23 protein-coding genes are annotated in these 26264 nt (G+C 44.0%); 20 read left to right on the top strand and 3 right to left on the bottom strand.

What is annotated here, in order from left to right; all coding sequences use genetic code 11:
* Window positions 1-254 precede the first annotated feature (254 nt).
* From moaA to MKY16_RS16650, 8 genes are all read left to right on the top strand, one after another.
* Window positions 255-1268: a GTP 3',8-cyclase MoaA gene (moaA, locus tag MKY16_RS16685; protein WP_039274505.1), complete on the top strand. Its 1014-nt coding sequence runs from the start codon at window positions 255-257 to the stop codon at window positions 1266-1268.
* Between the two features lie 40 nt (window positions 1269-1308).
* The gene (gene fdhD / locus MKY16_RS16680; protein WP_039274507.1) at window positions 1309-2121 is read left to right on the top strand and encodes a formate dehydrogenase accessory sulfurtransferase FdhD; all 813 of its coding nucleotides are present in this window, start codon (window positions 1309-1311) and stop codon (window positions 2119-2121) included.
* A gap of 133 nt (window positions 2122-2254) precedes the next feature.
* Window positions 2255-2503, top strand: a complete 249-nt coding sequence (locus MKY16_RS16675) for a MoaD/ThiS family protein (protein WP_039274509.1) — start codon at window positions 2255-2257, stop codon at window positions 2501-2503.
* Between the two features lie 56 nt (window positions 2504-2559).
* Entirely contained in the window at window positions 2560-3291 is a 732-nt protein-coding gene (locus MKY16_RS16670) for a molybdenum cofactor biosynthesis protein (RefSeq protein WP_340956219.1), read from the top strand.
* Window positions 3292-3354: 63 nt separating this feature from the next.
* Window positions 3355-4428 (top strand): thiazole biosynthesis adenylyltransferase ThiF, encoded by a 1074-nt coding sequence (locus tag MKY16_RS16665; protein WP_340956217.1) that lies wholly within the window; start codon window positions 3355-3357, stop codon window positions 4426-4428.
* Window positions 4429-4517: 89 nt separating this feature from the next.
* Entirely contained in the window at window positions 4518-5339 is an 822-nt protein-coding gene (gene modA / locus MKY16_RS16660) for a molybdate ABC transporter substrate-binding protein (RefSeq protein WP_029515413.1), read from the top strand.
* Window positions 5340-5366: 27 nt separating this feature from the next.
* Window positions 5367-6032 (top strand): molybdate ABC transporter permease subunit, encoded by a 666-nt coding sequence (gene modB, locus MKY16_RS16655; RefSeq protein WP_029515412.1) that lies wholly within the window; start codon window positions 5367-5369, stop codon window positions 6030-6032.
* A gap of 242 nt (window positions 6033-6274) precedes the next feature.
* On the top strand, window positions 6275-7810 hold the full coding sequence (locus tag MKY16_RS16650) for a choice-of-anchor Q domain-containing protein (protein ID WP_209950171.1): 1536 nt from the start codon (window positions 6275-6277) through the stop codon (window positions 7808-7810).
* A 235-nt stretch (window positions 7811-8045) separates the two neighbouring features.
* On the opposite strand, the gene MKY16_RS16645 is transcribed toward MKY16_RS16650, so the two are convergent.
* Complete coding sequence (locus MKY16_RS16645) at window positions 8046-9356, bottom strand: amidohydrolase family protein (RefSeq protein ID WP_209950172.1); 1311 nt, start codon at window positions 9354-9356, stop codon at window positions 8046-8048.
* Between the two features lie 156 nt (window positions 9357-9512).
* Here MKY16_RS16645 and MKY16_RS16640 point away from each other — a divergent pair, with 156 nt between their 5' ends.
* The 6 genes from MKY16_RS16640 to MKY16_RS16615 all read left to right on the top strand — a co-directional run bounded on the left by MKY16_RS16640 (window position 9513) and on the right by MKY16_RS16615 (window position 14255).
* Window positions 9513-9941, top strand: coding sequence for a MarR family winged helix-turn-helix transcriptional regulator (locus MKY16_RS16640; protein WP_318627369.1), 429 nt, complete (start codon window positions 9513-9515; stop codon window positions 9939-9941).
* Between the two features lie 117 nt (window positions 9942-10058).
* Window positions 10059-10406, top strand: a complete 348-nt coding sequence (locus tag MKY16_RS16635) for a DUF2294 domain-containing protein (protein WP_013311231.1) — start codon at window positions 10059-10061, stop codon at window positions 10404-10406.
* A gap of 254 nt (window positions 10407-10660) precedes the next feature.
* Window positions 10661-11398 (top strand): tRNA(His) guanylyltransferase Thg1 family protein, encoded by a 738-nt coding sequence (locus MKY16_RS16630; protein ID WP_025718215.1) that lies wholly within the window; start codon window positions 10661-10663, stop codon window positions 11396-11398.
* Between the two features lie 2 nt (window positions 11399-11400).
* Entirely contained in the window at window positions 11401-11853 is a 453-nt protein-coding gene (locus MKY16_RS16625) for an AAA family ATPase (RefSeq protein ID WP_029515407.1), read from the top strand.
* 10 nt (window positions 11854-11863) lie between these two features.
* The gene (locus MKY16_RS16620) at window positions 11864-12694 is read left to right on the top strand and encodes a hypothetical protein (RefSeq protein WP_029515406.1); all 831 of its coding nucleotides are present in this window, start codon (window positions 11864-11866) and stop codon (window positions 12692-12694) included.
* A gap of 161 nt (window positions 12695-12855) precedes the next feature.
* Window positions 12856-14255, top strand: a protein-coding gene (locus MKY16_RS16615) for an IS1182 family transposase (RefSeq protein ID WP_340956214.1) whose coding sequence is annotated in 2 segments (ribosomal slippage) — window positions 12856-13423 and window positions 13423-14255 — 1401 coding nt in all. Because the reading frame shifts where the segments join, the coding sequence is not laid out codon by codon here.
* A gap of 72 nt (window positions 14256-14327) precedes the next feature.
* On the opposite strand, the gene MKY16_RS16610 is transcribed toward MKY16_RS16615, so the two are convergent.
* Window positions 14328-14819 carry a hypothetical protein gene (locus MKY16_RS16610; protein WP_245249047.1) on the bottom strand — a complete coding sequence of 164 codons (492 nt, stop codon included), beginning with the start codon at window positions 14817-14819 and terminating at the stop codon, window positions 14328-14330.
* Window positions 14820-14991: 172 nt separating this feature from the next.
* Here MKY16_RS16610 and MKY16_RS16605 point away from each other — a divergent pair, with 172 nt between their 5' ends.
* From MKY16_RS16605 to MKY16_RS16590, 4 genes are all read left to right on the top strand, one after another.
* Window positions 14992-16473 carry an Ig-like domain-containing protein gene (locus MKY16_RS16605; RefSeq protein WP_340956209.1) on the top strand — a complete coding sequence of 494 codons (1482 nt, stop codon included), beginning with the start codon at window positions 14992-14994 and terminating at the stop codon, window positions 16471-16473.
* 273 nt (window positions 16474-16746) lie between these two features.
* Entirely contained in the window at window positions 16747-18216 is a 1470-nt protein-coding gene (locus MKY16_RS16600) for a hypothetical protein (protein ID WP_340956207.1), read from the top strand.
* Window positions 18217-18430: 214 nt separating this feature from the next.
* Window positions 18431-19309: a hypothetical protein gene (locus tag MKY16_RS16595; protein ID WP_340956205.1), complete on the top strand. Its 879-nt coding sequence runs from the start codon at window positions 18431-18433 to the stop codon at window positions 19307-19309.
* A gap of 193 nt (window positions 19310-19502) precedes the next feature.
* A complete protein-coding gene (locus tag MKY16_RS16590; protein WP_340956203.1) occupies window positions 19503-24089 on the top strand; it encodes a fibronectin type III domain-containing protein in 4587 nt (1528 codons plus the stop codon).
* A 49-nt stretch (window positions 24090-24138) separates the two neighbouring features.
* On the opposite strand, the gene MKY16_RS16585 is transcribed toward MKY16_RS16590, so the two are convergent.
* On the bottom strand, window positions 24139-24648 hold the full coding sequence (locus MKY16_RS16585; RefSeq protein ID WP_340956201.1) for a discoidin domain-containing protein: 510 nt from the start codon (window positions 24646-24648) through the stop codon (window positions 24139-24141).
* 217 nt (window positions 24649-24865) lie between these two features.
* On the opposite strand from MKY16_RS16585, the gene MKY16_RS16580 reads away from it, so the two are divergent.
* Together MKY16_RS16580 and sigK are read left to right on the top strand one after the other, a co-directional pair.
* Window positions 24866-25237, top strand: a complete 372-nt coding sequence (locus tag MKY16_RS16580; RefSeq protein WP_029515399.1) for a hypothetical protein — start codon at window positions 24866-24868, stop codon at window positions 25235-25237.
* Between the two features lie 280 nt (window positions 25238-25517).
* On the top strand, window positions 25518-26219 hold the full coding sequence (sigK, locus tag MKY16_RS16575; protein ID WP_013311218.1) for an RNA polymerase sporulation sigma factor SigK: 702 nt from the start codon (window positions 25518-25520) through the stop codon (window positions 26217-26219).
* Window positions 26220-26264: the final 45 nt, after the last annotated feature.

Raw genomic sequence — 26264 nt, 5'->3', positions numbered from 1 at the left:
GAGTGTGCGTGGGAATCGCGTATATTTTATTTGTCGCAGCGCTTGTTAGTTTGATTTTTCTATATCGCATGATGTAGGATTTGTAAAATCCTGATGTAGATAAATTAACCGGCATTTAGCAGATTCTTCGATATTCATAAGCGAAGAAGTTGTTGTGATGCCGGTTTTTTGGTTCAGTATAAAATGAATGGAAATACCGTTCCGATTTAAAGGGTAAAGAGTTTTATTAATGAAGACGGATTGAGGTGAACAGGATGGCGAACCGGAGCGACGATCAATGGAATCGTCCGTTACGGGACTTAAGAATATCCGTCATAGACCGATGTAATTTTCGGTGCCGATATTGTATGCCGGAAGAAATATTTGGCCATGACTATCCGTTTTTGCCAAAAGAGAAAATATTGACCTTTGAGGAAATCACACGCCTTTCCCGTATTTTTGTCTCGCTGGGCGTTACGAAGCTGCGTATTACTGGTGGTGAGCCGTTGCTGAGGAAAAATTTGTCCTCGCTTATTCATTCGTTAACTCAACTCGATGGGGTTGAAGATATTGCAATGACGACAAACGGCGTATTTTTGCCTAAATATGCTGCAGCACTGCGAGAGGCGGGACTGAAGAGAGTGACGGTTAGTCTGGATTCGCTCGATGATGATCGGTTCCGCCAAATGAACGGGGGCAGAAGCAGCGTAAAGGCGGTGCTGGATGGTATTGAGGCTGCGGATCAAGCAGGGATGCAGGTGAAAATAAATATGGTCGTGCAAAAGGGCTTTAACGATCAGGATATTGTTCCCATGGCCGACTATTTCCAAAAGAAAAAGCATATTTTACGTTTTGTTGAGTTTATGGATGTAGGCAACACCAATGGCTGGAAATTGGATCAGGTCGTTTCCAAGCAGCAGATCATCGAAGCCATTCACGAGCATATGCCGTTAGAGCCTGTCGCACCCCAGTACAAAGGTGAGGTGGCGACGCGCTACAGGTATCAGGACAGAGACGGGGAAATCGGTATTATTTCGTCTGTTACGGACGCCTTCTGCTCTACCTGTACACGAGCGAGAATTTCTGCTGAAGGCTCCTTGTATACGTGCCTGTTTGCCTCTCAAGGGTACAAGCTTCGCGCGATGCTACGTTCCGAACAGTCCGATGACGAGATTAGAGCTTACATTGAGCGTGTTTGGAGAGAACGTACCGATCGTTATTCAGAGGAACGACTGAATCATACACAGCAAGCAACGTCTAAAATTGAAATGTCACACATCGGCGGGTGAGCCGGAGAGCCAGCCTGTCAGAAATGAGGGAGTGGAGCACATGGAAAAGCCAGCTGAGGTGAAACGTGAGATTTTCCGTTATCGTGACGGTCAGATCAAGCGTTTTGAAGACACGGTGGTGACGGAGCATCCGGTGACCATCAAAATCAATCAGCAGGAATTTGCTACCATGGTTTGTACACCGGAGTATGTGGAGGATATGGCAGTAGGTTTTTTGGCCTCTGAAGGCGTCATTCAACGGTACGATGATATCGAAGATATTTGGGTTCAGGAAAAAGAAGGCTTTGTTCATATTAAAACCCGTCGAATGAATGAGTTTTATCAAAACTTTCATTCCAAACGGTACATTACCTCCTGCTGCGGAAAAAGTAGACAGGGCTTTTATTTTATCAATGATGCCAAAGTGGCAAAAAGAATGAATGACACCCATGTTACGCTGTCTTTTGACGATTGTTTCCGTTTGATGAATTTAATGCAAAACTCGGCACTTACGTTTCAGGAGACCGGTGGGGTTCATAATGCAGCGCTGTGCGATAAAAACGGGATGATCCTATCCAGAATAGATATCGGCCGACACAATGCGCTGGATAAAATCTATGGGCATTGCCTAAAACATGATATTGTATTACAAGACAAAATCATAGTATTCAGCGGACGCATTTCGTCTGAAATTTTGTTGAAGGTTGCGAAGATTGGCTGTGAAGTTGTTTTGTCCAAGTCAGCTCCCACAGAGCTTGCACTTGAGTTGGCTGAGGACCTGGGGATTACGACCGTTGGCTTTATACGCAGTCGTTCTCTGAATGTATATACGCATACCGAACGGATTGATGAACTGGTTGAATCTAAAATATAATATAATAATCTTCAATGTACACCGTCATAGTTAACCAGCATGGAATAAAACCTTTCGAGGTATTCATTCATGTTGGTTTTTCTTGGTACATATGTGGTGGGCAGTCACTGTACTGAAAAGGAGGGGATGTTAAATGAACTATCATATTCAAGTATTTGCTGGACTTGCGGAACAGATGGGAGGGCCTATAATTATGGTGCCTACTGAGCAAGAAACGATGACCGTTGCCGCATTAAAAGACTTGCTATCCGAGCGTTTCCCTGAATCAGCAGCTCAGTTGCAGGGTTCTTTTGTTGCCAGAAATCAAGCCTACGCCGCTCCTGAGGACCTCGTGAGTATACATGATGAGATTGCGATTATTCCTCCGGTTTCAGGAGGGTAGATTTTATTTAATAGGATAGGTGAATTCGATAGAATAGGTGCAAGGGGGCAGATCATATGCAATATCGTATTCAACTATTCGCAGATATGGCGGAGCAACTTGGTGATGTGATCACGGTAGAACTTTCACAGGAAGCGGTGACCATTGCAGACATTCGAAAAAGGCTGAATGAGCTGTACCCGGAAGTGGCTTCACAACTGCCAGGTTCTTTTTTTACCCATCATAAAAAGCTGGCTTCTCCAAATGAACTTGTGCTTCCATCAGATGCAATTGCTCTTCATCAGTCAGCATCCGGGATGAAGACGGTCGTTTCAAAATGTGGTTTATTTGCCATTACGTACGACCCGATTGATGCCGATGAAGTAACCTCAAAGGTACTCGACCCTTCTCATGGCGCCTCGCTGACCTTTAATGGTACGACTCGGGAATTTACGCAAGGTCAGCGAACGGTGTTGCTTGAATATGAGGCGTATGTCCCGATGGCCATGAACACGATGAAGCAGATTGGTGACGAAATTGCAGAACGTTGGCCTTCCACACGTACTGCGATTACACATCGGCTTGGCACGGTAAGAATTGGAGAGACGAGTGTGGTGATTGCTGTCTCAGCTGCACACCGCGATACTTGCTATGAAGCCAGCCGCCATGCCATTGAACGGTTAAAGCAAATCGTACCGATTTGGAAAAAGGAAGTGTGGGAGGACGGCTCAGAATGGAAGGGGCATCAGCTGGGTGGCTGGAACCCTCAAAGTACCCCAAAGCTTTCAAATAAGGGCGAGGACATCTAAGCTTTTAGCTTGTCTGATCAACTTGTAGCTATCAATGGATAAGTATGGAGGCGTAAATCAACGATGTCAGAAATGGACAAGATCCAGAAAATAGAAGTTGCTGCACATGCGCATGCGTCTCATGCCCGTTATTCTAGACAGGAATTATTCTCGAAAATTGGACCGACAGGCCAGCAAAATATCCGTAGTAAGCACGTGCTGATGGTGGGGGCCGGCGCACTGGGCACTGCCAATGCTGACATGCTGGTGCGAGCGGGCATCGGACGGCTGACGTTGGTAGACCGTGATTATGTAGACTGGAGTAATTTGCAGCGCCAACAGCTCTATGACGAAGCGGATGCCCGTAATCAGATCCCCAAGGCAGTGGCCGCGCAGAAGCGATTGCAGCAAACCAATTCGGACGTGGACATTCGTGCGCTAGTCCGGGACGTCTCGCTGGAGGAAATCGACGATATCGCAGCAGGGGTGGATCTCATCGTAGATGCCACTGACAATTTCGATACACGTTTGCTTATGAACGATTATGCGGTCAAGCACAGAATACCCTGGATTTACGGGGCATGTGTAGGTAGTTATGGGACAACCTTTACCATCGTGCCAGGGCAGACACCGTGCCTGCATTGCCTGCTCGGAACTGTACCGCTCGGCGGTGCAACCTGTGATACGGTCGGTGTGATTAGCCCGGCTGTACAGATGGTAGCGGCTTATCAAAGCGCCGAGGCATTGAAGCTGCTCACAGGGGACGATTCGGCTTTGCAAAATAAGCTGATTTCTTTCGATCTGTGGAACAATCAGCATCAGGCAATCCAAATCAGCGCCATGAAGAAAGCCGATTGTCCAACGTGTGGTGAGCACCCAGTGTATCCTTTTTTACAATCGGAGCATCAGGCTAAAACGGCTGTCTTGTGCGGACGAGATACGGTTCAAATCCGCCCGGCTTCGGGTGCTGTACGTGATCTGAATGAAGCGGCACGTTTGTTATCCCGTCAGGGGGGCAAAGTGGAGCATAATCCATACCTGGTATCCGTTGTTATCGGGACGCATCGAATCGTTCTTTTTCAGGATGGTCGCGTCTTAATTCATGGCACGAAGGACATCGCCGAGGCGAGATCAATTTATCACAAATATTTGGGTTGACCCAATAGATTCGACCCGTTATGAGATGTACAATGCTTCCTTATTTTCGCTATCTCATTTTGGAATTTATAGGATAGGGGAAGAACAAGTTGAAAAAGAAATTTGGGTACATATTCACGTTCGTTGGATTGTTGGCATGGGTTCTGGCTGGGTGTTCGTCTCCGGCTGCTGTACAATCGGCACAGTCCGCACCCAAGACAGAACTAGTCGTATCTGCCGCTGCAAGTCTTCAAGATAGTCTGAATACGCTCAAGGGCCAGTATGAGAAACAGCACCCAGATATCAAACTTACCTTTAACTACGCTTCATCTGGTACATTACAAAAACAAATTGAGCAAGGTGCACCTGTTGACGTATTTATTTCGGCAGGCATGAAGCAAATGAAGGCATTAACCGATGCTTCATTGGTGGAAAAGGATAACGTGCTGCTTCAAAATAAACTGGTTGTGGTTGTTCCGCAAGATAAGGCGAAAAGCACAGATAACAAAAGCATTACGCTCAATGACTTGATGGGTCCTTCTTTCCTGAAAGTGGCTGTTGGGGAGCCTACTACCGTTCCCGCCGGACAGTATTCTAAAGAATCGTTAACGAAGGCTGGACTATGGGACAAGCTGGAACCTAAGATGGTATTCGCCAAGGACGTAAGACAGGTATTAAATTATGTTGAAACAGGCAACGCCGATGCAGGACTCGTCTATCTAACGGATGCCAAATCATCCGATAAAACGGTCATAGCACTGGAAGTGCCCGAGGAATTGCATGCACCCATCCTGTATCCTGAAGGCATTGTAAAAGCAACCAAACACAGCCAGGAAGCAGGCGAGTTTCTTAATTTCCTACGGACAGATGAAGCTATGAGTGTGTTCAGTAAAGATGGATTTTCAGCCCCTACAGAAATGACGGGAAAATAGAATTCGCAGATAAAGGAGGGGGTCCCGTTGGATTGGTCAGCTTTTCTTCCTCCGGTTATCGTATCTGTTAAAGTCGCTGTCGTCGCCAGCATCATCGTCTTTTTATTAGCTACTGTGGTAGCGCGGATGATGGCGAACTGCACGCCGCGGAGGGGAACCAGCGTGATCGAGACCGTCCTAATTCTTCCGCTCGTATTGCCGCCCACTGTTGTCGGCTTTATTTTGCTCATCTTGCTGGGAAGGAAAAGCTGGATTGGCACTGTCTTCGAAAGCCTGTTCCAGCAGACGATTGTATTTACGTGGGGATCTGCAGTGGTGGCGGCCGTAGTTGTTGCTTTTCCACTGGCTTACCGCACCATTAAAGCAGGTTTTGAAGCTGTAGACCCGGAGGTAGAGCAGGCTGCACGTGCGCAAGGTGCCAACGAATGGCAAGTGTTTCGCCACATTACGATGCCCCTTGCCTACCGACCCCTCATTTCAGGATACATTCTCGGATTTGCCCGAGGGTTAGGGGAATTTGGTGCTACGCTGATGCTCGCAGGTAATATTCCTGAACAGACCCAAACCCTGTCTACAGCGATTTACACCGCGTCCGAGGTCGGAAATATGACACTCTCTTGGAGCTGGGTAGCTGTTATCATTTTATTCTCTTTTATCATGTTGATGCTTTCTAATCGATTAGTAAAGGATTAGTCCGTTGGAGTAAGAACGTGCGTAGTTTGCCGATAGGGCAGTAGCGGCAACGTTAGCAGCTTTGATCACCAAGAAACCTTGCGATTACTAAAACGCAGGGTTTCTTGTTTCTTTCGACAGCGATTACGGTGAGCTCCTGGTCTTTGGTATGGCGCATAGGTTGCACTAATGGCCGATGCCAAAGAACAGATTTACTGGAATTAGGGTACAATTTACAAGAAAAACAAAAGGGGATGAGGAAGATGAAGAAATTCGGGCAAATGTTTCTGGTAGGTTTAGCCATGGTTTTCGGGCTTGGTCTGGTGACCGGAAATGTGCAACCTCCCGCTGCTTCCGCGGCTGGTACAGAATATTATGTGGCTACGAGCGGCAGCGACTCCAACGCTGGAACGAGCGACGCGCCGTGGAAGACGCTGCAGCACGCGGCCGACGTGGTTCCTGCGGGCAGCACGGTTTACGTCCGGGGCGGCGTGTACAAGCAGAAAGTAAAGATTACCCGCTCTGGCTCCGCTTCGCAGGGTCCCATTGTGTTCACCAACTATGGGACAGAGACCGCCATTATTGATGGCAGTGGACTTTCGGTCAGCGGGAACGAAGGGCTGATCGAACTGGCCGATGTCAATTACGTTACTGTTCAGGGGTTTGAAATCCGCAATTTTACCACTGCTTCCAAGAACGTGGTGCCTGTAGGTATTTATGTCCACGGTTCGGGCGGCTTCATTAATCTGTCCAACAATAAAATCCATGACATCAAAAACACGGTCACTCCGACCGGCAAAAATCGGCTGGGCCGGGATGCTCACGGTATCGCTGTTTACGGCACGAAAGCTCCGGCTTCGATTCACGATCTTACGATCAGCGGCAATGAGCTGTACAATCTCGTGCTGGGCTCCAGCGAATCGCTCGTTTTAAACGGCAACGTGGATGGCTTTGCGGTGACCGACAACCTCATTCACGATAATGACAACATCGGGATTGATTTGATCGGCTTTGAGGGCACCGCGCCGAATACGACTTACGATCAGGCGCGGAACGGGTTGGTGAAGGGCAATCGGGTGTATAATAATTCAGTTCAAAATAACCCATCTTACAAGAGCGATGACAACTCGGCCGGGGGCATTTATGTAGATGGGGGCAAGGACAGTATTATTGAGCAGAACTACAGCTACAACAACGATATCGGCGTCGAAATTGCCTCCGAGCACGCCGGTAAAGCCACCAGCAATATTACGGTCCGCAGCAACGTGATATATAACAACCGACTGACCGGCATTGCCATGGGCGGTTACAATGAGGAGCGTGGCTCCACGGTAAACTGCAAGATCGTGAACAATACACTATACAAGAACGATACATTTGAAGATGGAAGCGGCCAGTTTTTGGTTCAATATGATACGCGAAACAACGTGATCCAAAACAATATTTTCGTGGCCAGCTCCACGGATATGCTGATCTCCAATGGATACACCAAAAATTCCGGCAATGTTGTGGATTATAATTTATATTTTGCTCCGAGCGGCAGCTCGGAAGCGAATTGGATCTGGAAAAATAAGGAGTATACGGGTTTCTCCGCGTACAAATCGGGGACCGGCAACGATACGCATTCTCTATTTGCCGATCCTAAATTCGTGAGTGCCGCGAACAGCGACTTCCATTTGCAGTCTTCGTCACCTGCGATCGATGCCGGGAACACGGACCTTGCCATCATTGGAACACTGGATATCGACGGGAAGCCAAGAGTACAGGGAGTCGCTGTGAACATCGGTGCCTACGAGTAAGCCGTATATTTTATGACAAACAGTGCAACCGAAACGATGTGAGGCCACTGCTTGTACGTTTTTACAATGTTCCTTGCAATTAAAACACCTTCAAAGTGAAACCCCATGTCGTAAGATATGGAGATAACCTTGGAGGTGTTTTTGCGTTGGCAACAAGATTAAGCTATCTTCGGAAAGTAAAAATGAAAGTCATATAAATGAGATTAGAAAGTTGTTCCTGTTCGATAGGCTCCGATTAACATAGTTGTTGCACACCTTTGAACCATACGGATTTGATCGACAAAGTATCAGAGATGTTGGTTGTCGGATCACCGTTTACTAGTATAAGGTCAGCGAGCGAACCTTCGGCAATACAGCCGCGATCGTTAAGCCCAAAGCAACGGGCCGGTTTCGCGGTAGCCGACTGAAGCGCTTCTATGGGAGTAAATCCGGCCTCAACCAGCAATTGCATTTCATGATGAACGCTGGCTCCATGAGCAAGGCCGCCAAGATTGGGAACAGGAACGGGAGCGACATCCGTCCCGACCAGAATATCCACACCGGCACGGTGGAGATCCATCACATTTTTAAAGCTATTCTCCAAATTGCCTTGCGGGAAAGTATGGAAGCTTGATTTCAAAATATCGATCCATTCCGGACTTAATTTGGAATAAACACGTGAATCATTCGCCAATTCTGATGCTGGATTCCCCAGAATGGATGAGTTCAATACTAAGCACGGTATAACAAATGCGCCTGAATCCGCTATGGATTTCACCAACTCAGATGTGTATTCGGGCCTGTCGAGAAATAAGTGACCCAATCCGTCGACTCCAATATCGATGGCAGTTTGCGAAGAATGAGCCGTCAAGACGTGGGCTATGACTATTTTATCGAACTTATGGGCTTCTACCACAGCTGCTTTTAAAATCTCGTCGCTTAAAATAGGCAGTCCAGGGGCACCCAAGACCGTCCCTTCTTCAATCATGATTTTAATAAAGTCGGCGCCACTCTCCACTTGGGTATGCACATGTTTGATCGCTTCTTCCACTGTCGTCACTTGGGGCACTTTTTCGTGATCGTGAGCGTAAGCGGCTAGCATAGCTTCCCGGTCTTTCTTGGGTAACTTCTCCAATTCCTTTAATACGAACTCAGGAATTTCATCCTCATCCTGCAATAATTCATCCGGATGACCACCTGGAGCAGTGATCGCTGTGCCGGCGGAACGGACTTCAGCGGCATCATTCACGTTTTTCAACTGGATTTTGCGCCCTCTTTCTGTAAAACTGCCGTTCATTTCGAGTTCTGTCGTGACGCCGAATTTTAAAGCATCTCTTAACCCTCCGATTGAAGTGTGAACATGCGCATCAATCAAGCCGGGTAATAATGTCCCATTTTCCCCATCGATGATCGTTGCATGCGTCGGAAGGTCTCCGCCTACCGAAATAATAGTTTCCCCCTGGATGATAACATTTCTGGGCTCAATAACTTTTTCTCCATCGAAAATACGTACATTCGTAATCGCTGTAACTTTTTCTACCGTAGAGCTTTGAGTTACATTCTTCATGTCGTTCCTCCTTAGTGTTCATCTTCAAACAATTAGAATTCTAACTGTTAGTTATATAACTGTCAATAAACTGATTTTCATTTGACAAACAGTTTAGAGATTTATATAGTTTATTTACTGACAATTAGACTTCTAATAATTTGAGGAGGTACGATGATGAAAACCCAAAAGGATACGGTTTTTCTGGATTTGTTTCAGGTTATCGGTCTTAAGCTAAAGAAAAGAGCGGACGAGAGCATAAAAGAGTTGGGATTAAATGCTCAACAAGGAAAAATGATTAGATATATCTACGAGAATCAAGAAAATAATTTAATTCAGAAGGATCTTGCCGATCGGTTTCATCTGCGCGGAGCCAGCATTACAAGCATACTTCAAGGTCTTGAGCAAAAAGGATTCATCGAGCGCAAAATCCCGGCCAATAATGAACGGCAAAAAAATATTTATGTTTTACCAAAAGCCATTGAATTGATTGAAGCTTTTAGTGACTCTTTCCAAAAGGTGGAGGACGAAGTTGTTCAGGCCCTGACCGAAGAGGAGAAGCGAATTTTAGAGGGAATGTTAAATAAAATTAATGAACGCCTATAATTGCGTAAAATCATGTTCCAAAAATCACTTTCGCTAGTCTCTGTTTTATATGATAGGAATCGGTTATGATGGAAATAGTAATAGGGATTTTAGTAGATTTTAGGAGAGCGGTGCGATATGAGAAGGGAAACGGGTTTTAACGAAATTATTCGAAAAGTACGTAAAGAGCTATTTGGGAAAGGCCCGGAGCGCATACATACAACCTTTGTAGATAATATGGCCATCACGATGCTATATGGAAATTTAACCCCATCCGAAAAGTTTCTGGCACAAGAAGAATCCGGGAAAGAGATGGTGCATGCAGCCCGAACCAAAATGGTTCAAAAAATATATCCCACACACTTCAATAAAGAACTGGAGGATTACATGGATTCCCGGCTGCTACACCTCTTTTCAGATATTAAAGTGGAGGAAGATATAGCTATATCCGTTTTTGTATTTGAAGATAATATTACTGCAAAATAAAAAAGAAAGCGGAACCGACATCGAATCCATATTGTTGGAGAGCTCGGCTACACCCTCGATTTAATTAACGATGTCCTAACCCAAGCGATCAGCAGAAAAAAGACGGCAAGAAGCTGATTAAACCTTTGCTGTTCTCGGTCCTCCTGCACATACGAGGAGGGGCTTTTCTTCAAGAAAAGCTTGGCTATCCGCACCCCATATCGCCCTGTACTGCGTACGTAAATCACGGATCATGAAAGGAACCTACATAGTTTATGAAAAAAAATGATTTTGGAAATAGGATGAAGGAATATGAAAATGCCTATAGATTAAGCCTACCACGCCGTTTACCAGTAATCATCAGAATTGATGGTGCGCATTTTCATACCTTTACGCGTGGGATGACGAAACCTTTTGATGAGAAACTAATTTTTGCATTATGGGAGACGTGTAAATATTTGGCCTATAACATTATGGGATGTAAATTGGTGTATCATCAGAGCGATGAAATCTCACTGCTTCTTACGAATGATGACAAATTAACGACGCAATCCTGGTTTGAAAATAATCTTCAAAAGATGGTGTCCATATCTGCCTCTCTGGCTACAGCCAAATTTAATGAGGAAATCCAAAAGGTTTACCCAGGTCAGCCTTTAGCCACTTTTGATGCGAGAGCTTGGGTTTTGCCTCAGGATGAGGTTACAAACTACTTCCTATGGAGACAACAAGATGCTACTAAAAACAGCATTTCTATGGTAGCTCAAGCCCATTTCAGGCATTCAGAACTAGAAGGATTGAACGGAAATCAGCTCCAAGACAAGCTTTTTGTGGAAAAAGGGCTAAACTGGAACGACCTTCCGGTCTGGCAAAAGCGGGGAATTTGCATTACCAAACAACAATACAACAAAGGCGAAGCCGTTAGAAGCAAGTGGGATGTTGATCATGAGACACCGATTTTTTCGCAGAATAGAGATTATATTAACCAATATGTATACTTGGACAAGGATGTGTAGATTTGGAGTGTGTTATTTTTATAGGAATTCAGGCTTCGGGCAAGTCGACTTTTTATAAAGAACAATTCTTCAAAACACATATGCGAATAAATCTGGATATGCTTAAAACACGAAATAGGGAAAATATTTACCTTCAGGCCTCTATCGAAACGATGCAGCGTTTTGTAGTGGACAATACCAATCCAACAGTCGAAGAACGAAAGAAATATATAGGTGCTTGTAAAAACAAGGGATTTAAAATCATTGGCTACTACTTTGAACCTGATTATGCAGAATCTATTAAGCGTAATGAGCAGCGCACAGGCAAAGAGTATATTCCTGAGATTGGTATTAAGAGTGTAATGAGTAAACTGGAGGTTCCGAGCTACGAAGAAGGATTTGATGAACTCTATAGCGTGATTTCCATTGAAGGAACGTTTCAGATTAGAAGGCTGCCGGAAAACCATACAATATAGGAGGACTACCATGAACATACCTGAGAGATTCATCAAACGTTTTCCAGCATACGAGGACGTATTTGCCAGCGATCTTGAACATCATCGCAAGCATTTTCTGCCGATTTGCTCGATAAATCTTCAGTTTTTATTCCCGGAGCAAGATGAGTGGCTGCATTTTGTTTCCGTAAAAGAAATCTACGAAGGCTGTGTGGGTGAAAATACTCAGGACTTTCATACCTCATATACCAAGCAAGATATGCTGGGATTCGATGTAATTGACGGCAAATACAAATTCGAAGCAGACTGGAATTATTTTAGTCTTCATCAGAAGGAGCAATTGGAAGCTACCTATGAAGCGCTGAAATCAACCGGGGATAAAGCGTACCTACGTATGAAGAGAGAAGTCATGGCGTTGGGCGGACTGGAACAGGTGTATATGGATAATGAACAAGACTACCAAGCTCGCAAAGCGTTTTTCCTGGAAAATAATAAAATTTATCCATATTCCTCCTTTGGAGAGGCCAAAAAGTCTGTTGAAGAACTTACCCGTGATTTTGAGGAAAAGCAATCCAGTGGTTGGGGGCTGAGTTACCCTGAAGTTAACGGAATTTTAGATGATATCGCTTTTCAGTCTGACAAGGCTCAAAGTTACATCAAGGAATATGATGAATCTCTGGAAGAGATGCTCCAGTTCGAGCAAACCAATCTGCTTCATGTGCCTAAGCGTCCCAATGGTGAGACTTTTACCTATATCGGTTCCATTACCGGGTATTATTTTCAAGCGTGTGGGGCGGATACCGTCTATTTATTTTACGACCAAGAATTAAGTAAAGCGGTAATTTGCTTCGAATATTCATAAGTGTGGATTTTGCAAAATCCTGAAGTGAAAAAACTCCCATAATGGTCGTTTCAGGCTGTCGAGAAAGTCTCGACAGCCTATTTTATGTTAATTTTGTTTAAGACGACACCGCGTTAATGTTGTATAATATAGGTAACTATTGTAGAACGGATGGTGTTGATATGCTACGCTCCAACCGCGAAAAACAACAATCCTACGAATTTGTTTCCATCGAAGATCTGGTTCCTCAAGATCACTTGCTCCGCAAAGTAGATAAGTATATCGATTTTTCGTTTATCGATGATAAAGTTCGACCACTGTATTGTGCAGACAACGGGCGTCCTGCCATTGATCCTACCGTATTGTTTAAAATGATCTTTCTCGGTTATTTCTATGGCATTCGCTCAGAACGGCAACTCGAGCGAGAAATTCAGACGAACCTAGCTTATCGTTGGTTTCTGGGGTTGGGCTTAACGGATAAAGTTCCGGACCATACGACGATTAGCTGGAATCGTCGCACTCGCTTTAAAGACACCACGATCTTTCAAGATATCTTCGATGAAATTGTGCTGCAGGCGATCTCTCACCGAATGGTGGGTGGGCGTGTTCTCGTCACCGATTCCACACACGTCAAAGCCAATGCTAACAGGCACCAGTACACCAAAGAACAAGTGTTGCAGAATACTAAAGACTATATGGACGAGCTGAACGAAGCGGTGAAGGATGACCGGAGAAACCACGGAAAAAAGCCTTAAAATCCCGAGAGGAAGTGAACGAAGAAAAAGAAATTAAAGTGAGCAAAACAGACCCGGACAGCGGCTATATGATCCGTGATGGCAAGCCCGAAGGCTTCTTCTATCTGGACCACCGCACGGTGGATATGAAGTACAATCTGATTACGGACGTGCATGTGACACCAGGGAATGTACATGATTCTGTCCCCTATTTGTCCCGTTTGGATCGCCAAAGAGAACGTTTTGGTTTTCAAGTAGAAGCTGTTGCACTAGATTCAGGTTATTTAACAACGCCGATTTGCCGAGGTTTGCAGAACCGAAAGATTTTTGCCGTGATTGCTCACCGAAGATTCCATCCCAGACAAGGACTGTTTCCGAAATGGAAGTTTGAATACGATGCCAAACGCAATGCGTATAGATGCCCAGCCCAACAGGAACTGCCCTACCGAACGACGGACCGTAAGGGATACCGGCAGTATGCCTCTGACCCAGCTCAGTGCCAGCATTGCCCACTGCTAAGTCAGTGTACCCAGTCTCGAAACCACCGCAAAGTGGTGACTCGGCATGTCTGGGAAGACAGCAAAGAGTGGGTACGGAGCAACCGGCTGAGCCCATCTGGTAAAAAGCTGTACCGCAAACGAAAAGAGACGATTGAGCGAAGCTTCGCGGATGCCAAAGAGCTCCATGGGTTTCGCTATTGCCGTTTGCGCGGTCTTCCAAACGTCAGGGAACAAGCCCTTATGACGGCAGCCGTGCAGAACATGAAGAAGATGGCGATCCACCTAGATCGCCTGGAGAAACAGGGGTACCCCCCCTGCTTCTCCAGAGACCAAAGCATTATGATGTAAAAAAGAAACCCACGTCTCAAAATGACAGGGTTTCTCGACAATCTGAAACTCCCATAATGGGAGTTTTTTTGTTTATTTCTTATTCAAAGTCACATCATGCTCTTTAGCAAGTGTGTTAACCTGTTCGCCAAAATCTCTGAATAGCTTTCTACCTTCGCTTAGCTTGGTGTTACTTTCATTAATTAAGTTCAGATCCCCTTTTTCCAACGCATCGAGCATCGTAATGAATGCTTCCTTTTGAGTGCTAACCGCCTTGACGTAGGTTTCGTGGACAGCTCGCACCTCAGGGGTTTCCGTCTTTACTGCTTCAACTTTATCAAGGTATTTGGTGTATTGTGGGATAATTTCGTCTCGTAACGTATTATATAGTGTTTCATCATCTGTGAAGTTATCACCGGTCACGGATCCATATTTTTCAGTTACTGTTTTTTCATCTTGTGCTAACGGAAGCATTCCATCATTCACATAGGTAATTAAATCTTTTTTAACCGGATCGGTAGAGCAGGCTGCCAAAATGGAGAAGCAACATAATACTAACATAAACACGCTAAGTTTTTTCATCATTAAGTTAATTAACCTAAACCCTATTCATACGGATTACAAATAAGAATATTTTAAGAATTATATTCCATTGAAACCAGAATTCCTTTATGACAGAAAAGGACATCCTAGAATTTCCCTGCATATATTTAGGAATAGCTGTATTTCTTTAATACATTTGAGAGGAGATTTCAGTATGATAAGGTTTAAAAAGGTGGTTTCAGTTACACTAAGCTCAATGCTCCTGCTATCATTCGGGATGACGGCGAACGCGAGTGCAAGCCCAGAGGTGAAGACGGATCAAGCGATTCAAATAGTTTCCAATGTGCAGCTAACAACTGATAAGGGAAGTGTCATTGAACAATTAACACGCGCGGACAAGCCTGCCAGTATCACAAATTCGGTGTACACCATTACAGAAAATATTAACTTGGCGACACCACAGAAATCTGTATTGAAAAAGAAAGTTACCCCTTCGCTCAAAGCCAGCACAAAATCAGTATCAGCTAAAGCTGCAGCGACCGTAGCGACAGCGTCTACTGCTACATATTCCGGCACGATTACAGAAGAGGGAGGCACACAGTTTTTATATCCGATTTATTTGCAACCGGGTGAATTGTTACAGGCTCAGTTGGATGGTCCGTCTTCAGCCCAGCTAGACTATGACTTATACCTGTATGAGTTTGATATGGCGACAGGTGATATTAATTCCAATCCTATAAATGTTTCCAACTACGGGACTTATGTTAACAATTATGAGCAAGGAGCTGCTTCTCTTCCAGAAAACGTAGGAACTCGCAACTCAATCGGAGCCGAGAAGGCATACGCGCTTGCAGTTCATGCCAAGAAGGGGTCTAGCATTAATGATCTTTTTTATTTAACTGTAGCAGTAAGCTCCAACTATGATGCCTATGAGCCGGATGACAGTGCCTTTCATGCTTATGATTTTACGGTTAACGACAAAGGCTCCTCGATTAACTTCCGTACCATTCATTCCGCTATAGATAACGATTGGTATCTAGTTACAGTACCAGCCAGCCGTAATTATGATGCATTAAATGTGAAGCTGGACAGCACTTCGGAAAGCTATGGGTACAAAGCGGAAGTATATGCAGCTCTTGCTGGCAACCAAATGGTGCTTCTACCGCAAACCAATCATAATGTTACCTTAAGCACAGGGACCTACTATGTACGAGTGTACTGCACAAGTCAGTATTCAGCCGACCATTTGTATACACTAGCGATTAAACCGGTGCTTCGAGCTGGCAAAATTGAAATTACCGGCTATAACTCCAATGGCTATTATGATTATCCGACGTATTCTTACGGTCGTCATTATCGTATTAACGGAGGCAGCAGTCTGATCGTGAACGGTGTTGTGAAAACAACAGATGGTCAAATGGTTCCCAATGCTCCTGTCACGGTCGTTTGGCTGGATAAGAACTGGAGCGAGAGTGGCGGTAACCGTACGAGAACGGCTTCTACGTACACCGATGATAGCGGTAAATTCAGTGTGACCCTTTCTCTTCCGCAATCGACAGGAAAAAATGTAGAATATATAAGTGAAATTGGTTCCACACACTATTTTGATCTTACAGGAGTAGCGGCTCATGTCGATGGAACTTCGATTAGTGCGACGGACATTATTTATCTATTTGCTTACAGCTTGAGAAACTAAGAAATGCTTTAATGTCATTTTGATCATGAGAGAGTCGCTTTTTCTGAAGGGTTAGCCGAGGCTTTCCATTTCTGAAAGAGCGACTTTTCATGTTTATTTAGCAAGGATAAGAAAATAGTCTTTTTTTCATAGATTACAAATAGAAAATGTTTTGCATAATATATTCCAATAGAACCAAAGATGATTTATGATAGAGCCATGCAGCCTAGAAATCATCCTGGTTTATCCGGGGATAGCGGGAATTCCTTAAACCATTTGAGAGGGGATTTCAGTATGAAAAGGTTCAAAAAGGCTATTGCAATGATGTTAAGCATGATGCTTCTGTTTGCTTTCGGAATGACTGCGAACGCGAGTGAAAGTAAGGAGGCTGCATCGGATCAAGCGATTAAGGCAGAATCCAAGATTCAGCTAACAACTGAAAATGAGGACTTAATTAAGCATTTAACGCGGGCAGACAAGCCAGACAGCGTTACGTCTTCGGTTTATGTCATGCAAGAAAATCTCAACTTCAAGACACCAGAGACAACCTCATTGAAAAGGGAATCCATGTCTTCGCTGAAAGAAAGCCCAATGGTTGCTTCAGCCACAGCTTCTTCTGCTACGTATTCCGGTACGATTACGCAAGAGGGAGGTACACAATTTTTATATCCGATCTATTTGCAGCCTGGTGAATTGTTGCAGGCCCAGTTGGATGGTCCATTTTCAGCCCAGCTTGACTATGATTTATACTTATATGAGTTTGATATGACGACAGGGGACATTAATCCTAATGCCATTGACGCATCCACCTATGGTACTTATTTTAACAATTATGAACAGGTGGCTGCCTCACTTCCTGAAAACGTAGGAACCCGCAACGCTTCTGGAAATGAAAAGGCATATGCGATTGCTGTCCATGCCAAAAAAGGTTCCAGTATCAATGATCCTTTCTATCTAACGGTCGATACAAGTTCCAGCTACGATGCATATGAACCAGATGAGAGTGCTTTCCATGCCTACAACTTTACCTTTAGTACGAGCGGTTCATCGCTTAATTCACGCTCCATTCATTCAGGCATTGATAATGACTGGTATCAAGTTACGATCCCTGCCAGCCGCAATTATGATGCTTTGAACGTAAAGCTTGACAGTGTTTCGGACGGTTATGGCTACAAAGCGGAAGTCTACGGAGCCCTTACCGGAAACCAAATGGTGCTTTTGCCGCAAACGAACCATAATGTTAGCTTAAATACAGGAACCTACTATGTGCGAGTGTACACAACCAATCAGTATTCACCCAATCATTTGTACACACTTACACTGAAGCCGGTGCTTCGGGCTGGCAAAATTGAAATTACCGGCTATGATTCTGCTAATGGCCCTAATGATTATCCGAACTACTCATATGGTCGTCATTATCGGGTTAATCAACGCAGTAACCTTACCGTGAATGGTGTAGTTAAGACAACTGATGGTTATCCAGTGGCAAATGCACCTGTTGATGTGACATGGTTGAATCAGAACTGGACTGAAGGCAGCGGGAATCGTACTCGTACAGGCACAGCTTATACGGACCAGAATGGAGCCTTTAGTGTGACTCTTTCCCTGCCATCTTCCACTGGAAGTATAGCGGAATACCTGTCTGGAGCCATCAGTTTTACACACTACTATGATCTATCAGGGGTTGCCGCTCAGGTGTCAGGTACTTCGATTATAGATACGGATATTGTATATCACTTTGCCTATAGTATTTATGGCGGTTGATAGATAGGTTATTAAGCTAACCCTAAGGTAACTTGTTGCTTGAGTATTTTATATTTGAATCAAAAGTAGTTTGCTTCAATATTTGTTCATTTTTGGGACAAAGCATATATTCATTCCATATATGCTTTGTCCGATATATATATAGAAACAGGGTCACATTACACTATACATACGCCTTAGATTGCCTGTTACAAACATGACAGGAGGAAATAGGATGAATTTTGGGCCTCTTAGAGCACAGCAAGCGATTCTTAATGCGAGTAGCTTACGGATCAATCCGACAAGTAAGCAAGTTCCATCATCCCAGCTTCATGAAGAAAAGGTCTCGGGATTCGTAATTCAAGACTCCGTGGAGATCAGTGAAGCCGGCAGACAGTTGGCCGAAGGAGCTATTGTATCACAGGCTGCCAAGTATTTCGGTACAACCCAAATCAATGATTCATTAAACCGGGTTTTGGAAGGTCAGTCAGAAGAAGTGTCTAATGCAGTGTACAGTATGATTGAATCTAATTTTATCGTCGACGGAACAGTAACCGATGAGAGTCAGCGAGCTGTGCTGCTGGAGATGGGAGTTACCCAATCCAAGTATATTGCCGATCATTACATGGAAGGCGACAAGGCCAAAGAATTTCTGGAAACCATGAACCAGATCGCTGGTATTGCTTTAACACGATCCACTGATCCAGAGACCGGAGATATTAGCTACACGACTCCAATGGATCGTCCGTCAGGTGCTCCTGAGGATTATGTCAAGCTGTCGGATGTGATGAAGCAGGTCGATCCTCAAAAATATACGGCGTACATGAATGATATTAAAGGTGGAGGAAATGGGTTGAGCCAACTGTTAAATTTTGCGCAAAAGGTTCCTCAACATCCTGATTGGATTGAGAAATACAAGGAACGTATGGGACAGAATACAGAGTTGCTAAATAACACACCGTTAAACAATCGCTTTGACAAAGCGGATACGACATCAGCTTCTGCTTTTATGAACAGCATGCAAAATCTTCTTAAGGAATCTTCCGCTACTCAGGATTCTTACATGCAGAATATGCGAGGATTTTTTCGGAGCTTAGGCGTTCAAGTTCATTAACACCCTTAAATAATTTGTCAGTTCTGTTTACATCCTGCTTGGAACGAAGTATAATAGCTTCAAAACATACTCGTGATATAGAGGAAGCACCTCAAACCTAGGCATTAACGCCTTCGTTTGAGGTGCTTTTTCTATTTTACTCGAAGCGAGTTTGTAAAACTCTTTGAAAATAAAATAAAGTAAGGAGAAGTGTATGTATCGAAAAACTAAGCGAAAGGTAAGGAAGTATAGGAAGTGGGTGTATGGATTTTTGGCTGTAGTCCTACTATTAACGATGATTCCCATATTTCCGGAAAGGGTATCCGCTGCTGCTCAGGAGATCATTGGGGGCCCTTTTTGCCAAAACAATTTGCCGGGTGGGGGCGATAGTTGGGGTTCTTGGTCAGGAAATGGGATAGGAGCAACAGAAGTATACACTGGCACGGGTTCGGCGAGGTATAAATGTGATGGGACTACACAGCCGACAAATCGTTTTATTGATATTGGAAGATCTATTAAGGCTTCGGATTACAAGATTTTTGTTTATATTGAAGGGTCTTATCATACCGATATATATACGTCTAATGCCGCCGCAGGCGACAGTTGGAGGCCTAACGGAACGAATCTATATACATGGATTAATGTAAGGAAATTCTATGCTGATAGCTATTACCAGGGAAAATGGATAGATATCACCGACTCAATTACATTAAGGGATGTTCGCTATTTCAGAGCGATGGGAACTAACCAACAGACAAGTAATGAAATATCCAAGTTTGGGGTCCGTGTTATTCCCAAATCGGACCTCATGCCTAAACCACCCCAGATTCACGCAGACGCAGAGGGACAAGCTGTTACAGGGTGGACCAAAGACCCTGTAACCGTGTGGATCGATGGAGATGTGGCTCCTGAAGGATTAAAATACTATGAATATAGTCTGAACGGAGGAGCATTTCAGCAATACACCGGGCCTTTCACTGTCTATGACCATGGTGTAAATACAATCTATGCCCGGACAGTGGATGTGAATGACCAGTATAGTGGCCTTTCTTCCGGGAATGTTCGAATAGACAAGATGCCACCAACTCCCCCTAGCATAGAAGCAACAGGGAATAGTAATGACTATACGATTTCATTACAACCAGGTGTAGACGATTATTCTGGACTAGCCCATACTCAATTTCGTATGACAGGCGTTGTGAATCAGGATTGGCAGGATTATAGTGAAGTGTTTCATGTGAATAAAGATGGTAAAAGCACGGTACATGCACGCTCCATTGACAGCGTCGGTAATGTGAGCCGAGAAGTAAGCAAGGAAGTCACTATTGATAAAAAGGGACCGACGGCTCCTGTCATCCGGGCTAGTGAAACAGGCCCAACGAACCGTGATGTGAATATTACCATTGATTCAGGAAGTGACCCTATAAATGGAATTAAGATGACACAGTATCGCTTGAATCCATCTGGGGAGTGGTTGACCTACAAGGGTACTTTTACATTAAACACAGAAGGAATTTACGAATTATCAGCACGGACGATCAATAATCTTGATGTGTCTAGTTCAATCGTAACTCAATCGGTTATTATTGATCGAACCAAGCCAACGGCTCCAAAAGTTACGTTTTCCGAGGTGACGATACCTACTCGATATACCAATAAGCCAGTTCAGTTTGCTCTATCGGGTGCGACGGATACTACAGCAGTACATTATGAATATCAATTAGGTTCTGGCGCTTATGTGTCTGGTTCATCGGGAATATTAAAGGGTTCGGGGGTCATACAATTGACTGCACAAGCTGTAGATGCAGCTGGAAATCGAAGCGATCCGGTGTCCGCGGTGTCTTATATTGATTTGGAACCACCGACGATCCAACTGACGCCGGATTCGCGTGAATGGAAAGATACTCATATTCCTGTAAGGATACGATATGCCGATCAGCATTCGGGGATTGAGTCATCCACAATGCAGTATAAAATCACGAACAGCCCTGATTCACCCGAAAACTGGGATGCTGCAGCTGACACAACAATCCAGATGGATCTTTCAAATGAAGGTGAATGGTATGTTCATGCCAAGGTCAAAGATAGGGTGGGTAACATTTATGAAACGGTTAGCGGTGCACTTCGCATTCAAAACCAGCCCCAGTCGGTTGTGCTCTCTGCGACATCCGTACGAAATACAGAAGCTGATTTGCAGTGGACACTCCCGTCGGGCCTTGACGATGGTTACGTCTATACAGTCCGAAATATAACAACTAATGAGGTTTGGGATGTTACGCATCCGACAAATTCTTTTACAGATAGAGGGCTACAAGGAGGACGACAATACGAATATGAAGTGCGTTCTAGTAATCATGTAGGAGGCAATGCGTATTCCAATCGAGTCCATGTATTAACGTTACCTGATGCTCCTGATCATATCCAGTTACGACCTGTCTCTCGTCATTCTACAGAAATCATGGCTGACTTTACGCCAGTTTCATCAGCTAACAGATATAATATTACAGCAGCAGACGTAAGTACGGGAGAAATCATATTTAAGGATACGGTTACACAGGATGTGTATAATCCAATTACGGGAATGAAGCCTGGTAAATATTACGATATTTCTGTATCAGCTATTAATGACACTGGAGAGGGTACAGCAAAGCATGTATCTTTTCTAAGCCTACCAGACAGCCCGAACGGATTCCGGAATGTAACTGTAAGAGAAAATGGAATCGACTTGAAGTGGAATTCTGTAATCACTGCCACCTACTATGCCCTAGAACGTAATGAAGTATCGGTTTATAACGATGTGTATACAGAATTCACCGATACTGATCTTCAGGCGGGAACAGAGTATGATTATAACGTTTCCGCTGAAAATGCAACAGGATTCGGAGACTATGCTCATCTGGGAGTCATCACTTTACCTGATCGAGTAACTACATTATCGGGTGTGACGAAGGATGTGTATGCTGTCAGTGTTGAGTGGCAGGATGTGCAGGGGGCTGAAGGATACATCTTGAATGTTAACGATGAACCGAAGGTCCGGGTTGCGCGTGGTATTCATTCTTATACTTTTGAGGGCTTGCCAGCGGGCAGGTCTGCCAATATTAAAATACGAGCCTACAATCGAAGTGGTACAGGTAAGGGTACTTCTATCAACGCATTAACACTACCGATTTCGGCTGTACAACTTGCAACTGTAGATGTTCGCGAGCACGATGCCATATTGATATGGGCCTCGGTTGATGGGGCAACTCAATATAAGGTGACGATCAACGGTCAAGATTATTATAGTACGGAACCACGTGTGGTTATAGCTGGTTTAACAGGTGGGAGTAACTATGATTTTCAAGTGAGCAGTAGGAACAGTAGTGGTTTTAGCCAGCCAGCGTTGGGTGAGCTGCTGACACTTCCTCCTGAAGTACAAAATGTGAATGTTACAGAACATGAGGCTGGCCAGATTTCACTGAGCTGGGATGAAATCAAGAGCGCTTATCAATATACTGTAACCCGTAAAGATACGGGGGAAGTTTTTAACACCAGAGATGCCCATATTAAGCTTTCAGGTATCCAGCCTGGTATGATTTACTCGTTTGGTATACAGGCCGTGAATACAACGGGGGCAGGTAATTTAGCTCCGTTTACGTATCGCGCTTTGCCAGGTCAGATATCAGACAGTAGATTGACTGTGAAAAAAGTAACAGATACCGATTTGGTTGTTACGTGGAAAGAAGCTCCGGGTGCAGATGCCTACAATGTCTACCAAAACGAGATGCTTATCGGTCATACGACCACCCATGAATTTAAAGTAGATGGATTGGATAGTTCTACATTGTATCGTATTACCGTCAAGCCATTGAACACAAGTGGTGAGGGTAAGCAGACAGAAGGTGAAGTGGAGACGCTGCCGTCTCCAGCATTTGCGTTTTCGAAGATGGAAACAACGAATAGTGAGTTTATCATCCATTGGGAATCTGACCATGAGAATGATATTTTCGTCCTCGCCAGTGAAGGAGGAACAGAGCTATATCGTGGTAAGGATCGAGGCTATATCTGGAGACAGCTTAAAGAGAAGCGGTTGTATACCGTTCAACTTTGGGCAGAAAATAGTCAAGGAAAACGCACAGAGGCAAAACAAGCGAATGGCAAAACAACGGGTAATACTGTGGAAGCAGGTGGCGGAGCAGGAGGGGCGGAGAGTGTAAAACCGATTCAGCCTGTTATAAAGGAACCGATAGAAACAGAGCACATTCAAGATTCAACCGTTGAAAAGAAGCCAAATCGTTTTAGTGACATTGATCGGATATTTAATAGAGAAAAAATAAATGTGCTTGCTGATTTAGGTGTAGTAAAGGGAACAACCCACACGCTATTTGAGCCGAACAGACCTGTAACACGTATGGAGTTTACCTCTATGCTGGTCCGTTCCTTGAAATTACCGCTCGAAACGGATGTGACTTTAGGCTTCGAGGATATCAATCCATCGGCGTGGTACGTTGATCTGCTCAAAACGGCGATTAAAGATCAGGTTGCTCGCGGGTTTAGTAATAGAGAATTTGGCCCAGATCGGGTCATTAACCGTGAGCAGGCGGCTAAAATGGTGAATAACATTGTCAAGGCTACACCACAGCAAGAAAGCAGTGTATACTCAGATTCCTCTCAAATTGTAGAGTGGGCCAGAAAGGATGTACTTGGTCTAACCGAAATTAATTTAGTACAAGGATATCCAGATGGTAGCTTCCGTGCCAAACAGGAGGTCACACGCGCAGAAGCAGCAGAGATGACTTACAACATGCTTCAAATGAAATAGAATGAATCAAGGGGCGGCGTTGGCCAGCCCCTTTTTTGTGTATACTAACTTATTCCGCAATAGCGGGGTTTAGATTGGATGCTCTGTAGGCAGGAACGCCATTAATGAGTGCGGTTCTTAGCTGAATATATCGTATACCATAATAGGAGGTTGTACTACTCATCCCGGAGGAAAGTACAGTTATTTTATAATATGAAAAAGGAATCTCATTACTAAATTGATAGGTTGTTTTTGCAGTGGTTGGCAAAGTTTCGACTTCACCTAACCTAAACCAATTTTCTCCGTCTCTAGAGCCGTGAAAAGAAAATGAAAGTATAAAAGCTCGAGAAGATGGCTGAGCTAAAAGAATATCATTGATCGTCTTACCTATATCTAATTTGAAGATGATTTCTCCACCTTTACCGTTTAAGCTGCTTTCCCAATAGAGATTATTATCAATTAAAACATTTTTCGGAAAAGTATTTTTGGAATCTCCGTTGGTTGATACATTTTCCTCTGCTATAACAACAGGATCCATGGAAAAAGTATAGTTGTCTGGATTTTGACTGAATTTTGCCATGTTGAAATTCCTCCTTAAGTTTAATTTTTGAATGTGTTGAAAAGGTTGATATATATCATTTATATGAAACTCTCTATGAATATATTCCTTGATCATGGAATGCATACTAGTGTTTAAGCGGTCTGACATCATAATAGCAAACTCATTTGCGGGCGGAGAGTTGCATGTTTAGAATATAAATAACTAAATGAGGTGCGAGAAAGGAAATGGATTGAATATGAAAATATACACTTATTATTTGGGAAATGGCATATTCCCTTTGGATTGGGAAGTTTGTTTTAGTACTGTTGAGGAATATAAAAGAAAATTATTTGAGAAGTACACCGCTTCCCAAGAATACAATGATTTTGTAATAGGCGGATTTAATGTGCTTACCGACAAAATAGATGCGATTTTGAATTATGCTTTAGAGAACTTTCGAAAAGAATTTCCTCATAATTATGAGTTGCGTTGTCCGGCTATGATATTCCCGTTGCCAAGAGGTGATGAAAGTAATGGTGCTGAGTTTGCTATTGTTTTAAAACGTGATGAAGATGGAGATACAATGGTCTATTCTCCACTCCCATTGTCATATTTAGAAAGAAGTTAATACTCTGCTGAAAGAAAATGGGAAACCAAGTGATGAATAATGTAAAGCTATCCCTGGTTTCTCTCTGCCTATATGGAGTGCGTTGATTTGTGTCGAAGAGATCTCTACGTTTCGGATCAAGTATTGGAAGTTGCTCTAGAAAGATATCCGGCAAATTGTTACAGAGCAGTTTTCGGAGTACAGGCACGGATGGGCACCTGCCTACATACAATAAACAGACCGCAAGCCCGGTAAGTAACAAAGGCCGGTAAGTTCGCAACTACCTCAGGAGGTGTCATCCGTGCCCGGACTATTTAGCGCTATCGCTCTGTTCATCAAGGAATTGACGCTACTCGTTTCCTACGTGAAAAACAACGCCTTTCCGCAGCCATTGACTGAGAAAGAGGAAGCTCGACACCTAAAGCTGTTTGCCGAAGGCAACGCACACTCTCGTAACACACTCATTGAACATAACCTACGGCTGGTGGCCCATATTGTGAAAAAATTCGATAACACCGGTGAAGATTTGGAGGACCTTATATCCATCGGCACCATCGGACTGATCAAGGCCATCGAAAGCTTTCAGACCGGGAAAGGCACCAAGCTGGCAACATTTGCAGCCCGTTGTATAGAAAATGAAATCCTGATGCATTTACGATCCCTGAAAAAAACACGCAAAGACGTATCACTTCACGATCCTATAGGGACTGATAAGGAAGGCAACGAGATTACTTTGATTGATATCCTCGGCACCGAGGCGGACGATATTGTAGATAAAGTACAGCTCAAAATCGAGAAGAGTAAAATCTATCGCAACCTGGATATTTTAGATGAGCGTGAAAAAGAAGTAGTTATTGGTCGATTCGGCCTGGAAGCCGGAGGTGAAGAACGTACACAGCGGGAAATCGCCAGAGAGCTGGGGATTTCGCGTTCGTATGTGTCCCGCATTGAAAAGCGTGCATTAATGAAGCTGTACCATGAATTTTACAAGCAGAAGGGGTAATGGATAAGGAGATATATGAACCCACTTGAGGCCCTTTACAGGGCC

The sequence above is a fragment of the Paenibacillus sp. FSL L8-0641 genome, assembly GCF_038006265.1.
Classification (GTDB): domain Bacteria; phylum Bacillota; class Bacilli; order Paenibacillales; family Paenibacillaceae; genus Paenibacillus; species Paenibacillus polymyxa_D.
Note: the sequence above shows the minus strand (reverse complement) of the source record. Positions and strands in the feature narration are given on the sequence as shown.